The sequence below is a fragment of the Pararhizobium sp. O133 genome (assembly GCF_051669845.1).
In the GTDB taxonomy this organism is placed as follows: domain Bacteria; phylum Pseudomonadota; class Alphaproteobacteria; order Rhizobiales; family Rhizobiaceae; genus Pararhizobium.
This window is the reverse complement of the sequence record NZ_CP196429.1, coordinates 108,023-125,796: the sequence shown is the minus strand read 5'-3', so window position 1 is coordinate 125,796 and position 17,774 is coordinate 108,023. Positions and strand designations below refer to the sequence as shown.

General features: G+C 58.1%; 19 protein-coding genes. 5 read left to right on the top strand and 14 right to left on the bottom strand.

Annotation, left to right across the window (positions count from 1 at the left end; translation table 11 throughout):
* Complete coding sequence (locus ACST81_RS26825) at positions 1–615, top strand: TraH family protein (RefSeq protein ID WP_012475993.1); 615 nt, start codon at positions 1–3, stop codon at positions 613–615.
* Positions 616–870: 255 nt separating this feature from the next.
* Here ACST81_RS26825 and ACST81_RS26820 read toward each other — a convergent pair whose 3' ends face one another.
* Complete coding sequence (locus tag ACST81_RS26820; RefSeq protein ID WP_077768126.1) at positions 871–1,077, bottom strand: helix-turn-helix domain-containing protein; 207 nt, start codon at positions 1,075–1,077, stop codon at positions 871–873.
* A 217-nt stretch (positions 1,078–1,294) separates the two neighbouring features.
* On the opposite strand from ACST81_RS26820, the gene ACST81_RS26815 reads away from it, so the two are divergent.
* Positions 1,295–1,618 carry a transcriptional repressor TraM gene (locus tag ACST81_RS26815; RefSeq protein WP_012475995.1) on the top strand — a complete coding sequence of 108 codons (324 nt, stop codon included), beginning with the start codon at positions 1,295–1,297 and terminating at the stop codon, positions 1,616–1,618.
* Positions 1,619–1,622: 4 nt separating this feature from the next.
* Here ACST81_RS26815 and ACST81_RS26810 read toward each other — a convergent pair whose 3' ends face one another.
* The 13 genes from ACST81_RS26810 to ACST81_RS26750 all read right to left on the bottom strand — a co-directional run bounded on the left by ACST81_RS26810 (position 1,623) and on the right by ACST81_RS26750 (position 12,822).
* Positions 1,623–2,327 (bottom strand): autoinducer binding domain-containing protein, encoded by a 705-nt coding sequence (locus tag ACST81_RS26810; RefSeq protein ID WP_077768125.1) that lies wholly within the window; start codon positions 2,325–2,327, stop codon positions 1,623–1,625.
* Positions 2,328–2,672: 345 nt separating this feature from the next.
* Positions 2,673–3,965: an IncP-type conjugal transfer protein TrbI gene (gene trbI, locus ACST81_RS26805; protein WP_012475997.1), complete on the bottom strand. Its 1,293-nt coding sequence runs from the start codon at positions 3,963–3,965 to the stop codon at positions 2,673–2,675.
* A gap of 11 nt (positions 3,966–3,976) precedes the next feature.
* Positions 3,977–4,417, bottom strand: coding sequence for a conjugal transfer protein TrbH (gene trbH / locus ACST81_RS26800; protein ID WP_012475998.1), 441 nt, complete (start codon positions 4,415–4,417; stop codon positions 3,977–3,979).
* 3 nt (positions 4,418–4,420) lie between these two features.
* The gene (gene trbG, locus ACST81_RS26795) at positions 4,421–5,233 is read right to left on the bottom strand and encodes a P-type conjugative transfer protein TrbG (RefSeq protein WP_012475999.1); all 813 of its coding nucleotides are present in this window, start codon (positions 5,231–5,233) and stop codon (positions 4,421–4,423) included.
* Between the two features lie 16 nt (positions 5,234–5,249).
* Complete coding sequence (locus ACST81_RS26790; protein WP_012476000.1) at positions 5,250–5,912, bottom strand: conjugal transfer protein TrbF; 663 nt, start codon at positions 5,910–5,912, stop codon at positions 5,250–5,252.
* A 20-nt stretch (positions 5,913–5,932) separates the two neighbouring features.
* Positions 5,933–7,114 (bottom strand): P-type conjugative transfer protein TrbL, encoded by a 1,182-nt coding sequence (trbL, locus tag ACST81_RS26785; RefSeq protein WP_012476001.1) that lies wholly within the window; start codon positions 7,112–7,114, stop codon positions 5,933–5,935.
* Positions 7,108–7,245 (bottom strand): entry exclusion protein TrbK, encoded by a 138-nt coding sequence (gene trbK, locus ACST81_RS26780; protein WP_404944684.1) that lies wholly within the window; start codon positions 7,243–7,245, stop codon positions 7,108–7,110. Before trbK ends, trbL begins: the two co-directional genes overlap by 7 nt.
* A gap of 59 nt (positions 7,246–7,304) precedes the next feature.
* Positions 7,305–8,108, bottom strand: a complete 804-nt coding sequence (gene trbJ / locus ACST81_RS26775; protein ID WP_077768124.1) for a P-type conjugative transfer protein TrbJ — start codon at positions 8,106–8,108, stop codon at positions 7,305–7,307.
* Positions 8,080–10,536, bottom strand: coding sequence for a conjugal transfer protein TrbE (locus ACST81_RS26770; protein ID WP_012476004.1), 2,457 nt, complete (start codon positions 10,534–10,536; stop codon positions 8,080–8,082). Before ACST81_RS26770 ends, trbJ begins: the two co-directional genes overlap by 29 nt.
* A 10-nt stretch (positions 10,537–10,546) precedes the next feature.
* Positions 10,547–10,846 (bottom strand): conjugal transfer protein TrbD, encoded by a 300-nt coding sequence (locus tag ACST81_RS26765; protein WP_012476005.1) that lies wholly within the window; start codon positions 10,844–10,846, stop codon positions 10,547–10,549.
* Complete coding sequence (locus ACST81_RS26760; protein ID WP_012476006.1) at positions 10,839–11,222, bottom strand: TrbC/VirB2 family protein; 384 nt, start codon at positions 11,220–11,222, stop codon at positions 10,839–10,841. The genes ACST81_RS26765 and ACST81_RS26760 overlap by 8 nt, the downstream gene beginning before the upstream one ends.
* On the bottom strand, positions 11,212–12,189 hold the full coding sequence (gene trbB, locus ACST81_RS26755; RefSeq protein WP_077768123.1) for a P-type conjugative transfer ATPase TrbB: 978 nt from the start codon (positions 12,187–12,189) through the stop codon (positions 11,212–11,214). The genes ACST81_RS26760 and trbB overlap by 11 nt, the downstream gene beginning before the upstream one ends.
* Positions 12,190–12,198: 9 nt before the next feature.
* Entirely contained in the window at positions 12,199–12,822 is a 624-nt protein-coding gene (locus tag ACST81_RS26750; protein WP_012476008.1) for an acyl-homoserine-lactone synthase, read from the bottom strand.
* A gap of 382 nt (positions 12,823–13,204) precedes the next feature.
* Here ACST81_RS26750 and repA point away from each other — a divergent pair, with 382 nt between their 5' ends.
* The 3 genes from repA (at position 13,205) to repC (ending at position 16,892) form a co-directional block, all read left to right on the top strand.
* On the top strand, positions 13,205–14,413 hold the full coding sequence (repA, locus tag ACST81_RS26745) for a plasmid partitioning protein RepA (RefSeq protein ID WP_234888145.1): 1,209 nt from the start codon (positions 13,205–13,207) through the stop codon (positions 14,411–14,413).
* A gap of 93 nt (positions 14,414–14,506) precedes the next feature.
* A complete protein-coding gene (gene repB / locus ACST81_RS26740; protein WP_012476010.1) occupies positions 14,507–15,514 on the top strand; it encodes a plasmid partitioning protein RepB in 1,008 nt (335 codons plus the stop codon).
* 166 nt (positions 15,515–15,680) lie between these two features.
* On the top strand, positions 15,681–16,892 hold the full coding sequence (gene repC, locus ACST81_RS26735; RefSeq protein WP_012476011.1) for a plasmid replication protein RepC: 1,212 nt from the start codon (positions 15,681–15,683) through the stop codon (positions 16,890–16,892).
* Positions 16,893–17,774: the final 882 nt, after the last annotated feature.

The following is a 17,774-nucleotide window of genomic DNA, read 5'->3' as shown; positions in this document are numbered from 1 at the left end:
ATGCTGGACGCCGCCCTGATCAAAGAATGCGCCGACCCTTCCCTAAAACCCGCGATCGTCGAACGGTTCGTGGTATCAGCAGGCTCGGCTGATCCCCTCGCCGTCACCGTCAAATCCGGTGGCCGTTTGATCCTCGTGCCAAAAGCTGCGTCGGCTGACGAGGCGATGGTGATCGTGCGGCAATATGCTGGTCAGGCGGTGGTCCGCGTCGGTCTCACGCAGTTTCCCGCCGGCGTTGGCGTCAAGGAAGCGAGTGATCTCAAACCGGACCTCGTCGATGCCTGCCAGAACCTCCGCAAAGGCACGGCGATGTTCGCCAAGGTGCTCCGGATCGTCGCGAAATGGTATGGCAACCCGACGAGCAAAGATGTCTTCCCGCAGATCTTCGAGGATGCGGTCTACGCATGGAAGACCGGCGAGTTCGAGGGCGTCAGTGTGTTTCAGGCGGAGGATCCGGGAACGGCAGTTGAAGTGCCGCAGCAAAGCGAGGAGAAGATCCCCGACGAGGAAGAGAGCGCCGAACCGAAACCAGGAGAGCAAGAGCCTGAGACGGTGCAGGATGTTGGCCGAGCGGGGATGCGGATCGACCTCTCACACATTGGAGGCCAAAAATAGATTGACTTCGTTTCGCCGGGGGCAGCGAGGCGAGTATTGAGGTTCAAAGCAGAAAATTAGTGTAACTCAAATGCATGATATTAGTGTTTGTCGGAACGCCCCGCACGAACGTGGTGTTCGAGTTGATCAAAGCACCAGCACAGCCATCCACGAAAGAACGGCCGCGCGGAAATACGATTAGAGCAGATTCATGCCCGGCTGCGTCATAACGGGGCCTCAAGGGCAGCAACTAGCAGTCAGCACGCGCGCGTCTACTCATCTCGTCACAAGCACGGCAGGTTCGACGCCCAGTGCCTCTGCGATTTGGCCAAGGACGGTGACGGTCGCCGACATCTCGGCACGCTCGATTGCTCCGACATGGCGGACACTGAGGCCCGTACGGTGGGCCACTTCCTCCTGCGTCAATTGTTTGCCATGACGGATTCGACGCATATTGATCGCCATGACCTCCTTGAGATCCATGACGCGAGCGGAACCTGAATCGGAACTATTATTCCAGGAACTATAGTTCCGATTCGTCACGGCGCGTGATATTGCTCGTCCAGGCCGTCACAAGTTACCTTGGGATATAGGGTATATGAACTTCTGAAAGACAGGCCGTGCAGTTATGGCCTATGCGGTATAATGCTCACCAGGATTTGGCTTTCGAGCGGCAAATGAAGAAATTAAGGGGAAGCGGATGAAGGACGTGAACTTATCCGAGACAAAACACGAAACCAAACCGATGGGATCCTGTTTACGTTCAATGGAAAAATCAGAACTAGAGGCGCTTGCTATATCTGCAATCCGAGAGCACCGCCGGCTTATAGTCGCCGACGAAGCTGTTTATGAGGAATGGACCCGCGCGTCCGCCGACCCCTCGGTTTCGAGCGCCGTGCTCGAAAGCTTGCAGCAAGAGTATGCCGCGCGGCAAAGGAAATCCGAAGCCCAGCAGGAAGAGCTTTCGGAGATCATCGATGTGCTCGGCTACATCCCCGAGGTTCCGCTCGATGGCGATGAATGACCCCTCAAACCAAGCCGTGATCTTTAGCGATCGCGACTAGATGTGGAACGGTCGCCGCGTCAAGTTTCTCGCGCGCTTTATCGAGGTAGTGCTGCACCGTCCTCGCGTTGATCCCCGTCAACATTGCGGTTTCCGGGGCACTTTTGCCCTTTGCTGCCCACATGAGGCACATCGCTTCCCTTGGCGAGAGTAGCCGCTTCGGAGCGATTATCGTCGTCGAAGCGATAATCTTCAGGCGGTAATGGATTGCAAGGACCGTCCGGACGGCTTTCTGGGCGTCCAGCAGTTTGGCTTTCTCGACTTTCTTCTCCGACGAGGCAAAGGTCAGCATCATCGTCGACCCGAAACTCCCTTCGACCGGAATCGTCAGCCCACTGCGAATGCCGTGCTCGATCGCCTGGTCGCGAAACCGTCTCAGCTCCGAGGTGCCACGAGCCGGCCAATCATCGGCCGTCCAGTAGAACATCTCCATGCGACGCTTGGCTTCCGTGATGACGGGGTCGATGCGCGAATATTGGCCGCCAAGATAGATATCCTGCCATTCCTCCGGATAGGAGTTGAATGTGCGGATTTCCAGGCCCTCGGTCTGAAGATACGCAAAACGTTCGAAGCCATGGGAGTTTGCGAAGCTTTTCAGGGCGCCCTTGATCATGCGTTCATCGTGCGCAGCTTCCGTCATATCGATTAAAGAGCGAAGGTCTCCGTCCACGGACTTGTCTCCTCTTGCGCAGCTGCGAGCCTCCCACCCGTCGCGCCTACCACGCGCCGCGAGTTACCTGGTGCCACCGTTCGGCCAGCCGGAGCCATACGGAACATCGGACCGTGGCTGCGAATTCCGTGTCCCCATTCGTTTCCGATGAAAACGCAGTTGCCTTCTGCCGAAGCATATCCACGGCCGTTGCAACTGGTTTTCTACTCACCTCTACCGAGTATTCAAGGCCTCTTCATCTAAAATATGACAATTTGAGAGAAGATTTTGGCGAGCGCTGATTTCTGAGCGCGGATGGATCGCTCCACCCGACGAAACGACGGGCGGAGCAGCGTTCGAGATGGGTTAGCGCCCGCTATAAATGGATGGAAAGATGATATCCTGGTCCGCGAGAACGTTGAACTTATAGCCAGGACGGATGCGAATCGTCGGCTGAACGTTGAGGTTCTTCGAGATTGTCTGTTCTGTGACGCGACCGAAGCTTTCGGCAAAATTCCGCCGTGCTGCATCCGATGCCGTGTCCTGGGTGGCCAATGTTGAACTCTCCGGCATCGACATGTCGATCCCCGTCCCGATGATTGCCACCAGAGCTGCGGAACCGAACGTCCTCCAGAGATGGCGGTCAACCTTGTCCTGGAAGCCGCCATACCCCTCGGCGTCCGTGCCGGCCATGCCGCCGATCTGCAGGGTGGATCCATTGGGAAAAATAAGGTCAGTCCAGACGACGAGAACACGCTCCTGGCCGAATGAGACCTTGGAATCATAGCGACCGAACAGCTTTGCGCCCTGCGGGATAAGGAGGCGATAGCCGCTCGCGCTGTCGTAGACATTCTGGCTGACCTGCGCGGTAATCCGCCCTGGCAGGTCGGAATTGAGGCCGGTGATCAAGGTGGCGGGAATGACCGAGCCGCGCTTCAGTTCGTAGGGTGACATCTGCGGCACGACCTGGTTTGGCAGGTAGCCGAGATCCTTGATGTCCTGATTGAAAAAATCCTCCTTCGACGGCTGTCCGTTCTGATCGACGTTTTGGCCCATCAGGCCGGATTTCATGGCGGCGGCATAAAGGTCCGACGCACTGTTGACGGCTGCATTTGTCGGCTGGCGGCCGCTGTCATTGGTGGAGGTTGCCTTCTCGAAGTCTCCGATGTCTACCTTCAGCGGCGAATCGAGCGCCGTAGCGCGAGCCTGGAGGCGAGCCATCCGCTGGCGCTGCGCTTCCCGGATATACTGCTCGTCCTGCTCCCGCTTCAGGCGAGCCTTCCACTCCTCCTCGGATTCGAGCGAGCGTCTCTCCTGTCGGTCATTCGGCCGGCGTTCAACGGCGGTCTCCTGTTTCTCGACCTTCTGCTCGACGACAGGGGTCGGTTGAAACACTTCCTGCTTCTCCGGCTCGCCGATGATGCCGTCGGTGACACCCCGTTTGAGCTGGTCGCCGAAGCTGGTCGCCGGGGTGTTGGAAGCCCCCTCGATGTCGCCTCGATGGAAGGACAGCCCCCGCAGCGACAGGCCGATCACGACGACGCCAACGAAGAGCGCGACGACGATGATGGCGATGATGATCGGCAGGCGGTTGAGCCGGCGCATGCCATTCTGATCGTCGGACTGGGCTGGCGCGCCAAGTTGGAGCGACTGGACCATATTGCTCTCCGTCAGTTGCGCTGCATGATCGAAAGTGGACTGGTCGGCGTGGCGCCGGCCGCCGTCGGCGTATAGGCGCGGCCAAGAGCGATGGAAGGCGTCGAAACGCGCGCAAAAACCTGCCCGTCGAAGCCCTCGACGGCAAAAGCAAGCTCGACCGGCTTGATGTCTTTGGCGACCTTGCCGTCCGTGACGACCGTATAACCCCAGCCCTTCAGGGCCGCCTCGAGGGCGGTCGCGAATTCCGACTGGTCCTTTTCCATTTTGATGGTCGTCGCAGCGCTGGCCGGACCGATTTGTTCGGCGAGACGACTTGCCATGTCACCGGCGATCGCGCTTGCGGCCGGTCCGGTGACGGCAACCGGGGTTGCATTGGTGGTCATCGCGTCGTCGGCCGTTTGGCAACCGGAGAGTAGTTTGGCCGCGATGAAGAGTGCGAGGAGCTTGCGCATGGTTCAGCCTCCCCGCCGGATGGTGATCTTCTGCTGCCGCCACCCGACCCCTGATACGAGGATCGCCTTGTCGATCGCATAGTCGACGGTCATCATGTTGTTCTTCATCCGGTAGTTGACGATGCGGTTCTGACCGCCGGAGACGACGAAGAGCACCGGCGCATCCTGACCTGAGATCGACTTCGGGAATTGGATGTAGGTCTTGACCCCGTCCGAATAGACCCGCTTCGGTTTCCACGAAGCCCCGCCGCTGATCGAATAGGAGAAGTTCAGCTTATCCGGCGCCGTGCCCGGAATGCCGCCGGTTTCGAGACGGGCATTGATGTCGGCGAGCTTGGTGGAGGTGTCCTCGGGGTACTCGAAACCAACGCGCGCCATGTACTGGCTGGGATGGGACTTGAGCTGGATATGATAGGTTCGCCGTGAGGTGGTGACGACCATCGAGGTGAGAAGACCTGGCTCCGACGGTTTGACAATCAGATGGATGGCCTGCCCGCCTGTCGCCCCCGAGGTGGCCGGCTCCACTTTCCACCGCACCGTATCGCCGACGAGCACGTCGCGAACGATCTCACCGCCCTGAAGCTCGATGTCGCAGACCTGCAGCGGCGAGCAGACGACGGACGGCTGGGTCTCGCCGAACAGAAAAATCACTTTGCCGTCCGGTCCCGTTGTGACCAGGCCCGGTGTGCCGCGCCATTTGCGGGAGATATTCGTACCCTTGACCTCGTTGCTCGTCATGCTTTGCGCCTGCGCGCCCACCACAAAGGCGAGTCCGGCCATGCAGCCGGCGGCTGCGATCAATCCTGTCTTTTGCATTGAGAAATCCCTGCCCTTAAAGCTGTGCCGTCCAGTCGAAATCCCGGACATAGAGGCCGATCGGATTGAGGCGGATCGTCGCCTCATCCTGTGGCGCGGTGAGCGCCACCGTTGCGATGCCGCGGAAGCGGCGTGTGCCGGTTTCCTTGCCCTTGCGGTCTCGCTCGTATTCCGTCCAGTCGATCTGATAGGTCTGGTTCGAGAGCGCCACGATGTTGTTGACCTCGATGGCGACGGTCGAGGACTTCGCTTTCTCGAAAGGTGAATTGCCTCGGAACCAGGCGTTGACCTTCTCCGTCGACGGATCGGAGGTGCGAAGAAGAGCGTATGTGCGGTCGATATATTGCTTCTGCACCACGGCATCCGGCGTGATCGAGCGAAAGCTTGTCACGAAGTTGCCGAGTGTGGCGCGAACCACGCGGACATCGGCATATTCGATCTGCTCCGGGAAGCCTGCCGTGACTGCCGTCCCCAGCTTGTCGACCTCAACGATATAAGGCACGAGCTTGACCTGGGTACTGAGATACATCGCGTAGCTGAAGCCGATGACGGCCATCGTCAGGCCGAGAATGCCGACGATCCGCCATGCGGAAGCAGCCTTCACATATGTGCCGTAGCGCTCGTTCCATTCCTGGCGGGCGGCAAGATACGGATTATCAGGGGCGCGGTTCGCTGCCATTTATTCTTCCCTTGTCTCGATTATGGTTTGTCGTTGCGTTCGGGAGGAGGCGTCGGGCCGCTGTGACCGCTGCGCTGTTCATCGAGCTTGGCGTTGGCTAGTCCGAGGATGGACCCCGCATAAGCACCGGGAGATCCGATTGCCTTTTCCTTCGCGGCCGAGCCTGCGGCTTGTGCCCCGGAACTGAAGCTTGCGCCTATCCCCCGCAGGGCAGCACCAGCGACGGATGAACCGCCAGCTCGTGCGGCTTGGGCCGCCGCAAAACCCGCGCCGGCAGCGCCGGCGGCCAAGAATCCAGCGCCCGCGGCGAAGGACGCCGCTTGCCCGCCGTGGCGGATTGTCTCCATACCGCCGGTGACGGAGGCTCCCTGGACGACACCCTGGATGATGTTCGGCACGTACATGGCGATGATGAAGACCACGACGGAAATACCGGCGATCGCCAGGGTGGTGACAAACTGGTCGGAGGATGCGGTCGGGGCATTGGCCAGACCCAAGAGGACCTGTGACCCAATCTTTGCGATCATCACCAGCGCCATCAGTTTCATGCCAACGCCGAAGGCGTAGACAAGATAGCGAACAGCAAAGTCTTTGGTGAAGGAGGAACCGCCCAGGCCAAGCATGATCATGCCGGCGAGCAGGCCGACATACATCTCAACCATCACCGAAACAAAAATCGCGGCAACCAGCGAAAAGCAGATGACGACGACACCCATTGCCAGCACCGCGGCAATCGCCAGCGCATTGTCCTCGAATACGCCGAACTGCGCCTGTTGCGACATTTGCGAGGCGACGCGAATGCCGGCATCGAACACTTCAGCGGGCGAGGCTGAACCGCCGCCGGCACCAATTTGGAAAAGACTGTCAACCACCGCCCGGGCAAAGGTCGGACCTTGGGTCAGAACGAATGCGAAGAACCCGACGAACATGATCCGGCGCACCAGCTCCGCAAACCAGCTATCCAGCGAGGCTGACTGGATCGCCAGCCAGACGGCGGCAATGCCGATCTCGATCGTTGCGAGGATCCAGAACAGCGATTTCGCCGCATCCATGATGGTGGTCTCCCAGCCCTTCGCGGCAGAGGAGACCTGGTTTTCCAGTTCCGTGAGGACCTGCCCCTCCTGCGCAAATGCGGGAGCAGCATAGGCGAGGAAGAACAGACCAGTTATCAGGAGTGAACGTGTGACAGCGGGCTTCACCATCTCGGCCGTATCTCCTGACCATCCTTGATCGGCGGCAGCTCCTTATTCGAGCCGAAGAACTTCTCCCGGGCTGAGCGCTGCTCCTCGGTAAGCGCAGGTCTTCCGCCGTCGCTGGATTTTACGATCAGCACTGTGGCCGCGGCGGATGCAGCGGCGACAGCAAGCACCAAAGCAATTAGGACGGATCGGCTCACCAGCGTGGCTCCATTCTCTGACCTTCCGGAATGCTCTTGACCTCAGCGTTGAAGAACTTTTCCCGCCGGGCCTGCGCCAGGTCCTTGTCGGTCTGCTCCGTCTGTAGCCAGGTTCCCATCATCGTCATCTGTTGCGAGACGAGACCGCGAAGCTTCTGCATCTGGGCAACCTGCTGAGCGGCGATCTCGTGGCCGACCTGCAACGCTTTCATCTGCCCGTCCGCCGTTTCGGACATCGACCGCAGCGAGGACATCGTATCTTCCTCGCTATCGAACTGGTCGGCCGTTAGGCTCGCAGCCTTCAGCGAGCTGGCGATCGTGTCGCGGTTGGTCGTCGACCAGGACTGATAAGTCGAGGAGAACGTCGCGTTATCCGGCAGGTTGGTTTTGAGGTCGGCGTAGCTCTGAAAGCGCTGCTGAAGAACGTCGTCGGCGTTGCCCATGGAGAATGAGATACTCTGACCCTGGTCGACAATACTGCGGAGCTGATTGAGATCGCTTTCGACCTGCCCCCAGACATGGTCAGGCAGCTGCGCGGTGTTTTGCAGCATGTTTTGGTAGATCTTAAGCTGGTTCTGGATCTGCTCCGCAAGCTGGCTGATCTGCGTCAGCTGATTGTCGACCTGGAGGCCCGAGCTCTTGAGAAGGTCCACCAATTGCGCATTGTTGGCGAGCTGCGTCCACTCCGTCGCAGCACCGGTGGCGGTCCCCGCCCGTGCTGAAGGTACGGCTCCGATCGTCAGGGCCGCGGCCGCCAGGCAGGCTAACCATCTATTCGAACTTGAGTAGCGATGCGGCATCGTGAACTCCTCTCGTTTCAAGCCAGCGGATTGGCCACTCGCGGCCATGTCCGGATTTCAGTGCGCGGATGCGCTTGAGGTCGTCCTTGCCCGACGCGCCGACAAAGCTCAGCGCAACCGGCCCCAGCGACATGTCGAAGAGCCGCCGGCCTTCCGGCGTGGCGACGTAGTATTCGCGTTTGGGGACTGCGTTCGAGACGATCTCAATCTGGCGCTCGTTGAAACCGATACGCTCGTAAAATTCACGTGTTCCTGGCTCTCTGGCGGCGCCATTCGGAAGGCAAATCTTGGTTGGGCAAGACTCCTTCAGCACATCGATAATCCCGGACCGTTCGGCATCCGAGATCGATTGGGTCGCAAGGACAACGGCGCAGTTCGCCTTGCGCAAGACCTTGAGCCATTCCCTGATCTTGCTGCGGAAAACTGGGTGGCCAAGCATCAGCCACGCCTCATCGAGCACGATCAGGCTCGGCGATCCATCCAGACGCTTCTCAATCCGCCGGAACAAGTAGGTCAGCACCGGCACGAGATTGCGCTCGCCCATGTTCATCAGCTGCTCGATTTCGAAGGTCTGGAAGGCCCCGAGTGTCAGGCCGTCCTCCTCCGCATCGAGGAGCTGGCCCATCGGCCCGTCAACGGTGTAGTGATGCAGCGCATCCTTGATCTCGCGCAGCTGCACGCCGCTGACGAAATCCGAGAGTGAGCGACCGGATGCGCTCGCCATCAGTCCGACCTGCCGAGAAATGGCGTTACGATGATCGGGGGTGATTGTGACGCCCTGCAGACCGACCAGCATCTCGATCCACTCGGTCGCCCAGGCCCGGTTGGCATCACTTTCGAGATCAGAAAGCGGGCAGAAGGCCAAGGCCCTCCCCTCTTCCGCATTGTCGCCGCCGATCTCATAGTGATCACCACCGGCAGCGAGCGTCAGGGGAAGAAGTGAACTGCCTTTGTCAAAGGCGAAGATCTGCGCATTTTCGTACCGGCGAAACTGTGCGGCGATCAGAGCAAGCAGCGTCGACTTACCAGAACCTGTCGGACCGAAGATCAACGTGTGGCCGACATCATCGACATGCAGGTTCAGACGGAACGCTGTCGAGCCGGTCGCAACCTGCATCAAGGGAGGGGAATTCGGTGGGTAAAAGGGGCATGGCGCGATCGGGTTTCCGGCCCAGACCGAATTCAGCGGAATCAAGTCGGCGAGATTGCTGGTGTTGATCAGTGGCTCACGGATGTTGCAGTACCAGTTGCCCGGCAGGCTGCCGAGATAGGCATCGGTGGCGTTCAGCGTTTCGATCCGCGCCCCAAACCCTTCCGCCTGGATCAGCCGCCGGATCGCTTCGGCCTTCTCCTGCAGGGCTTCGCGATCGTTGTCGAATAGCACGACGACCGGTGTGTAATATCCATAGGCAACCAGCTGCGATGAGGCCTGCGCGATGGCGTCCTCGGTCTCGGCGACCATGGTCATCGCGTCTTGGTCGACGGATCGACTTTGTGTCTGAAATATCTGGTCGAAGAACGGCCGGACCTTCTGCTGCCATTTCCTGCGTGTGCGTTCGAGCTTCTGTCGGGCCTCCTCGGCATCAAGGAAGATGAAACGTGATGACCACCGATAGGTGAGCGGCATCAGGTCAAGACTATTCAGAATGCCCGGCCAGCTTTCAGCCGGCAGACCGTCGATCGCGACGACGCCGAGAAAGCGATTTTCGACCTTCGGCGTCAGTCCGTGTTCAAGCTCCGCCGTGGCGATCCAGTCGAGATACATCGGAACATCGGGAAGCCTGATTGGATGGTTCTCGCCGGTAATGCAGAAGCGGGCGAACTGAAGCAGTTCGTCATATCGGGCAATTCGCTCCCCTCCCCTTCCGACCGTTTCTCGGGTTTCCATTCGCCGGATCGAAAGTGTGTTGGCAAAATACTGCTCAAGCTCTCGCACCGCGTTCTTGAACACGAAGAGCACCGTGTCCGCGTAGGATTTCTTCCGGCTCTCCTCGTCCGAATAGATGTACTTGCTGAGAGCTGTTTTCTTGGACTCGAGCGGCCGGTAAGTCAGGATCAGCGCATGCTTGCTCTCGAAATGCCCCTGCTCGCGCGCGAAATGCGCCCGGCGCTCCCCGTCGATTGCGCGGGTTACCGGATCGGGGAAATGGCAACGGTCTTCTGTGGGATAGTCGACCGTCGGAATGCGAATGGCGTCGACCTGGATCATCCAGCCGCTTCCAAGCCGCGACAGAACGGCGTTGATCTGCCTCGACAGGTCGTTGCGTTCGAGGTCAGTCGCACTTTCGGAATCTGGTCCCGCGAAATACCAGCCGGCCATCAGGCTTCCGTCCTTCAAGAGGAGGACACCATTGTCGACCAGGCCGGCATAGGGAACGAGATCAGCAAAGGAAGGGCCGGTCGCCCGGAAGCGTTTGAGAGCTACCATGGCCGCCTCCTCAATACCGGCGCCAAGGCGATGTCGTCGCCTTGTAGGTGGGCTTGTAGGAAATGTGCCTGATATAGACTTGCCGCATGAACGGGTCGGACTTCGCCATCATTCTGAGGAGCCCGACGATCACGACCCAGACGGCGATTCCGAAGAGCGCCGAATAAACCGTCAGCACCACGAAGATCAGGATGACGGCGGCGAGACCGGTCAGCAACACAAGCTCCCTGTCGGCGCCCATCAGCAGGTTTGGACGCGACAGTGCACGGTGGATGCGGTTGCGCTGCAGGCCGGATGGGGAATTAGCCATGAGTTCCCTCCCCGCCTCCGGCCGATCCAATCGTGGTGAGCTGTTCGCTCGTCAGTCCTATCGAGGCGCCGGTTGCGCCAAACAGGCCGACGATGTTGGTGGCGCCGAGGAGGATGCCGGCGACGAGAACGACGTATACAAGTCGCCGCGCGAAATCATTCAGTTCGCCGCCGAAGATGAGCATGCCGCCGGCGATGGCGACTGCTGCAAGCGCGATCGCACCCGCGACCGGGCCGGTGATCGACTCCTGGATCTGCTGCAGCGGCCCTTCCCACGGGAGACTGCCGCCGGAGCTGGCAAGGGTCGGCGCGACCGAGGCGAGAACGATGGGCGCCGCCAAGAGCGCGACGGCGATGAATGATTTCCTATGCGACATGGCGCGCTTCCTGTTCTTCTGTGAGCTGATCGGATTCGACCTCGTATTGACCGTTGACGAACCGCTCGACCTGGATGACGTCGCGAACGCGCCGTCCGCGCGGCGTCCGCTCAATGGAGATCACGAGATCGACGGCTTCCCCGATCACCTCTTGCATCGGCTGCTGGCTTGCCTCGGCCGTCAGCTGTTCAAGACGGCGCAGCGCCGACATGGCGGTGTTCGAGTGGATGGTCGCCACGCCGCCCGGATGACCGGTGTTCCAAGCCTTGAGCAGGGTCAGGGCAGCGCCGTCGCGGACCTCGCCCACAACTATCCGATCAGGACGCAGGCGCATCGTGCTCTTTAGAAGCCGTGCCATGTCGATCGTATCGCTGGTATGGAGCAGAACTGCGTTCTCGGCAGTGCATTGAATTTCGGCGGTGTCTTCCAGAATGACGAGCCGATCTTCTGGCGCGCTTTTCACGATCTCGTCGATCACAGCATTCGCAAGCGTCGTCTTGCCCGAGCCCGTTCCCCCGGAAATGATGATGTTGAGCCTCGCGGAAATCGCGCTGCGGATCGTCGCGGCCTGGTATTCGGTCATCACTCCGGTCCGGACGTAATCTTCGAGCGGGATGAGGCGCGATGCCCTGCGCCGGATCGTGAAAGCAGGCCTGGCGACCACGGGAGGCAACAGTCCCTCGAAGCGGTGACCGCCGATCGGCAGCTCTCCGGAGATGATCGGCTGTTCGGTATCGACCTCCGACTGCAGTGCATGCGCGACAGTACCGATCACCATTTCGGCCGCGGCCGGGGACATTTCGCCGGCGGGCGCAACGCCATGTCCGAGGCGTTCGATAAACAGCTTTCCATCCGGATTGAGCATGATCTCGACGACTGTTGCATCGTCCAGCGCCACGCAGAGCTGGTCACCGAGTGCTTCCTGAAGTTTACGCACAAGCCGAGGGTGAGAGCGAAGCTGGTTCACGGATTTCTCCTACGCTGCCTTGCTGAGGGAGGTGAATTCAGAGCGATAGTTGGCGGGACGGAGCTTTTGAAATGTACTGGCGTCGGCGAGTAGGATTCCCGCGACCGCCATCGTCACCCCGAACTTCCTGGGCTCGCCCAAGCGCTGAAGGGGCCACCCGACGCGCGCGAGGATCCGCTCGAAACGCAGGTCAGTGACGGTGACGATTTCGGTGAAACCGTTCGACATGCACCATTCGATGATGCCGGCGAACATGGTCAGCGTCGCCTCATGGACGGATCCGTCTCCCCTGCCCTCGCCGAGCGCCGTATCGACGCAAAAACGGGAGCTCTCGATCATCGCGGAATGGGCGTTCAACCGGCCATTCGGAAGGAGTGAGTGAAAGACGTCGGCCACCATTGTGGGGCCAGGCGCCGGAAGCAGCCGCGCGCATCCTGCTACCTGGCGACTGTCGGAAATTGCGAGGATGTAAGTCGGTATCAGAGTGTCGAAAGCATCCAATTCCACGCCGTCGATAACTTCGACATCCCAGCCTAGCCGGTCGGCGAAGACCCGCGCGCGTAGCTCGTGATGGCGGTGGATAAGCTCAGCTTCCTGAATATTTTTCGGTGTTGAGATCGCGAGAACCTGCATGAATTTCTCCGTCGTCGTTGTTCGGCGGAGAACTCAGCACGGTTTGGACACGGTGAGTAGTTGTAGGATTCTACAAGGTAAGATCCAGCTGAGTCGCGGTGGTGAGTCTGCTTTAGCTGGACGACAATGCGGATTCCGTGTCGTCTCCTTTGGGTTACGATTGTAGGATTCACAGTAAGACAAATCATGAACATAGCTGACGGTCTGGTATGCTAACAGGTTGTATTAGATAATAAATCCGGATTTTGTGTGTTAGGTGGATCTGCGGTCGTTAACCTTCTGTTAACGCTATTTCCCTTGCGGCATTGCCAGAATCATGCGTTATCTTGAGACGGCAATAACGCGTCTGACGCTAATAAACCGTCTGAAACCTGAGGCCCAAGTGAACGTGATCGACCGGCACATTAATCGAGCATCAACTTCCGCACACATCACCCAGCGCGCGGAAGCGTTGTCTGCGAGACTCAGGGCGGTTGGTGAGCGCGCGTTTCCCCCTACCGCACAAAAGTCGCTTCGATCTTTCACTTCCGGCGAGGTCGCCGAAATTGTCGGCGTGTCAGACGGCTATCTTCGCCAGCTTTCGCTCGATGGACTCGGCCCTTCGCCAGATTTGGGAAGCGCCGGTCGCCGCTCTTACACTTTGGAGCAAATCAATCAACTCCGTGAGTATCTTGCCGGAGCTCGACCTAAGGAAGCAAGTAGATTTTGGCCACGTCGGCGCAGTGGCGAAAAACTTCAGGTGATCACGGTCGCAAATTTCAAAGGCGGCTCCGCGAAGACAACAACTGCTGTTTATCTCGCACAAGGACTTGCGTTGCAGGGCTACCGTGTCTTGGCGGTTGATCTTGATCCTCAGGCTTCCCTCTCCGCAATGTTCGGTTATCAGCCAGAGTTCGACGTTGCCGAAAACACGACCCTTTATGGTGCGATCCGCTACGACGACCAGAGGGTGACGATGAAGGACGTTATCCGGCGCACCTACTTTACCGGGATAAGCATTGTCCCGGGTAATCTCGAACTGATGGAGTTTGAACATCAGACCCCTCGATTCATGCTGCAGAATCGAGGGCGTCCGGAGGATCTATTTTTCAGACGTGTCGCAGGCGCAATCAATCAGGTCGAACAGGACTTCGACGTCGTTGTCGTCGATTGCCCCCCACAACTGGGCTTTTTGACCATGGGCGCCCTTAACGCAGCGAGTGGCATGATTGTGACTGTCCATCCCCAAATGGTCGATGTCGCATCCATGAGCCAGTTCCTCTTGATGACGTCCGATCTCGTGTCGGTAATTGAAGAAGCCGGCGGACGGCTCGACTACGACTTTCTACGGTTTCTTATTACGAGGCATGATCCGCGCGACGTCCCCGAGCAGGAAATCGTGGCGCTGCTTCGTGACGTCTTCGGAATCGACGTCATGGCGGCATCCGCATGGAAGTCGACGGCAATCGCCAATGCCGGTCTTACCAAGCAGTCGCTCTATGAACTCTCGCGCGGCGCGGTAGGACGGACGACGTATGATCGAGCAATGGAATCCATCAATGCCGTGAATCTGGAAATTATCGACCAGATAAACAAGGTCTGGGGTCGATGATGGCGGCTCAATCGCTGATAAATCAAAACCTTAGTGTGTTGTCAGCTGACTACACGGTCTTACTAGAACTGTTGTTTGGATAGGGTCGGAACGATGAGCAAACGTACACAATCCATTCGCTCAATGTTTGCCGGGGGCAACGATCAGACCGCTTCTAATGACGCACAGCAGCCTGTGCAGCGAGTTGCCTCGGGTGCGGTCCGGTCGTTGAAAGACACGTTCTCAGAGGTGGAAAGACATTACGAAGAGCTCAAGCAGCAAGTTGCTGACGGAGCTGTTCCAGTCGAAATAGACCCAGAATTGGTCGACCCCTCGCCCTTCGCGGACCGGTTTGAGGACCAAGACATGGCTGTCTTGGAGGTCCTTAAGACTTCGATCAAAGATCATGGACAAGAAATTCCGATCCTTGTTCGACCGCATCCAGCTGAGATCGGACGATATCAGGTTGCCTACGGCCACCGCAGACTACGTGCGACTGCCGAACTCGGCTTGAAAGTCAAAGCCTATGTCCGCGAACTGGATGACGATCGTCTTGTCGTCGCGCAGGGCATTGAGAATTCCGCTCGTGAAGACCTGACTTTCATCGAACGGGCGGCGTTTGCACTCAAACTGGACGAGGGTGGTTTTCAACGGTCGCTAATACAAATGGCTTTGTCTGTTGACCGACACGAAGCTCAAAAGCTGGTAACAGTTGCTCGGGCAGTTCCGCAGTGGTTGATTGATTCCATTGGCCGTGCGCCGAAGATCGGTCGACCGAGGTGGCAGGAGCTCGCAGAACTTTTGAAAGTCCCGGGCGCAGAGAAGAAGGCCCGCAAAGCCACCCAGGACAAATCCTTCTCACATAGGGATTCTGACAATCGTTTCCTGGTCGTCCTAAGAGCGTCCAAGATAGATGATGTGACGGCGCCGTCTGTAGCCCCCACCCGCTTGGTCGCAAAATCTGCTGACGGGCTTCAAATCGCGACGCTCGCCATCGGCGGCAAGCAGTGCAAAATCGAAATGAACCGAGATAGAGACGAGACTTTTGCAAAGTTTGTTATGGAGCAGCTTCCTGCGCTCTACGCGAACTTCAGAAAGGAAAATCCGTCATCTGAAGGATAAATAAGGATAGGAACAGCAAAAGAAAGGCCCCCAAACGTCGCCGTCGTGGAAGCCTCTCTCAATGGTCTAAGCAGCCTGAGAATCGCATTTCCATGAATCGCAGTCAAGAGTCTTTGGCACCGTTTTTGGTGAGCAGATTTCTTTTGCCTATTGAAGGGTGAAAGACATGCAGAGTGGAAATGTGACGACGCCGTTTGGGCGGCGGCCGATGACGCTTGCCTTAGTGGCGGCACAGTTCAAATCCGCCGACATCAGGCAGGGTAAATCGGCCGACAAGTGGAAGATCTATCGCGATGCTTGTGACGCGCGATCATTGTTGGGTTTGCGCGATCGGGCACTTGCAGTGCTCAACGCGCTTCTATCATTCTACCCTGAGGCTGAACTCAAGGAGGAAGCGAATCTTATCGTGTTTCCGTCCAATGCCCAACTCGCGGCACGGGCAAACGGTATCGCCGGCACGACGCTACGCGAGAACTTGGCCCTCTTGGTCGATGCAGGTCTCATCCAACGGAATGATAGCCCGAACGGGAAACGCTATGCGCGCAAGAGCTCAGATGGGTCCATCGAGACAGCCTTTGGCTTCAGTCTTGCGCCGCTTCTGGCCCGATCAGAAGAACTTGCGGTTATGGCCCAGCAGGTCGCAGAGGGTAATCGCAAGCTCAAAATCGTCAAAGAGCGCATCACAATTGCCCGACGGGATGTCCGGAAATTGATCTCTGCGGCAATGGAAGATCACGTTCCCGGGGATTGGGCCAAGGTCGAGGAGCTTTATGTTGAAGCCATGGCACGGCTGCGGCGGGCAAAAGGGGCGGACGAATTAATCGGAATTCTCGACGAAGTCGAGATGCTGAAGGAAGAAGTAGTCAATCTATTGGAACGGCACGTCAATCTTGGAAAATCCGACGCCAATGATGACGGATTCCGTCAGCACATACAGAATTCAAATACCGAATCCAGCAATGAACTTGAACCTTGCTCTGAAAACGAGCAGGGCGCGAAGCAGAGTAAAAACGTTGAACTAAGAGCCGAATCGATAAAATCATTCCCGCTTGGTATGGTCCTTCGGGCATGCCCGGAGATTTCCATGTATGGTCCGGGCGGAGCAATCGGCAGCTGGCGGGACCTTATGATGGCCGCCGTGGTCGTGCGATCAATGCTGGGGGTAAGCCCGTCGGCCTACCAGGACGCCTGCGAAGTAATAGGGGCTGAAAACGCGGCCGCAATGATGGCTGCAATCCTGGAGCGGGCGGGGCACATCACATCGGCCGGTGGATATCTTCGCGATTTGACGTCGAGGGCGAAACGCGGCGAGTTTTCTCTCGGACCAATGTTGATGGCGTTGCTGCGGGCCAATGGCGGCGAACAAAGGCGGGCTTAATCGCGGTTCCAAATTATATCCCTTGAAAAACATTAGTGCCCTTTGAACCGCCGCTTTGTTTTGTTGTCAGCTGACCACAAGCTAAATTGTTGTTTTTGCTACTTGGTTGCAATAATAGCATTCTAAGGTGCGATTTTACTTCGCAGATCCATTCAGAATGGCGGCCCGTTCAGGTGCGTGAGCGAATGCGAGACCTTATATCCATGCGGACGCTCCGCGACCACATATTTGGATGCGTTGCACAGTGGGGAGTCATATGTTGGCGAAGCTTGGATGCGATCGCCGAAAGCAGCCTTCTGCATGCAGCCATCCCAGCCAGTACCTTATGGCGTTTTTCCCGGAGACCGGTGTTGCCAGGCGGTGGGCCTTTTGCTTGCGCAGCTTTGATGCCTGGTTTCGTTCGCACGGAGATCGGTACGCGCTCAACTTGTGCTGTGGCGGCTAGTACCTAGAGAGAAAGACGCTCCGCTGCGTCGATATCCCGATCGGACCTCGCAGCGAATGAAATAGAACCTCTTCAAGTCGATCCTTCGATCACTCGGAAGATGGCTGACGGAGTGGCGAGTTCTCGCTTAGACCAATATTGATGGCTTTGATGCGTTCTCATGTCCAGCAGCGTCGTGTTGGCTAGCAAAACCACCGAACCCGGGCACTACAGGATTCGAACACATGAGAACTGGTTTCTAGATTGGAGAAGCCCGACGACTATGTGTTCAGATCGATTGTATTATCACGGGTCGTGCCATCTGATTCATGGAATTAGTCCGTACAGGTGGCAAGAACAATTGACTCTTGGATCGCGCTGGCAAACAAAGCAGCGATGTACAGAGGATGAATAATTGCTGACCAAGAAATCCAGACCCAGGATGGCGCCGTAGCGGC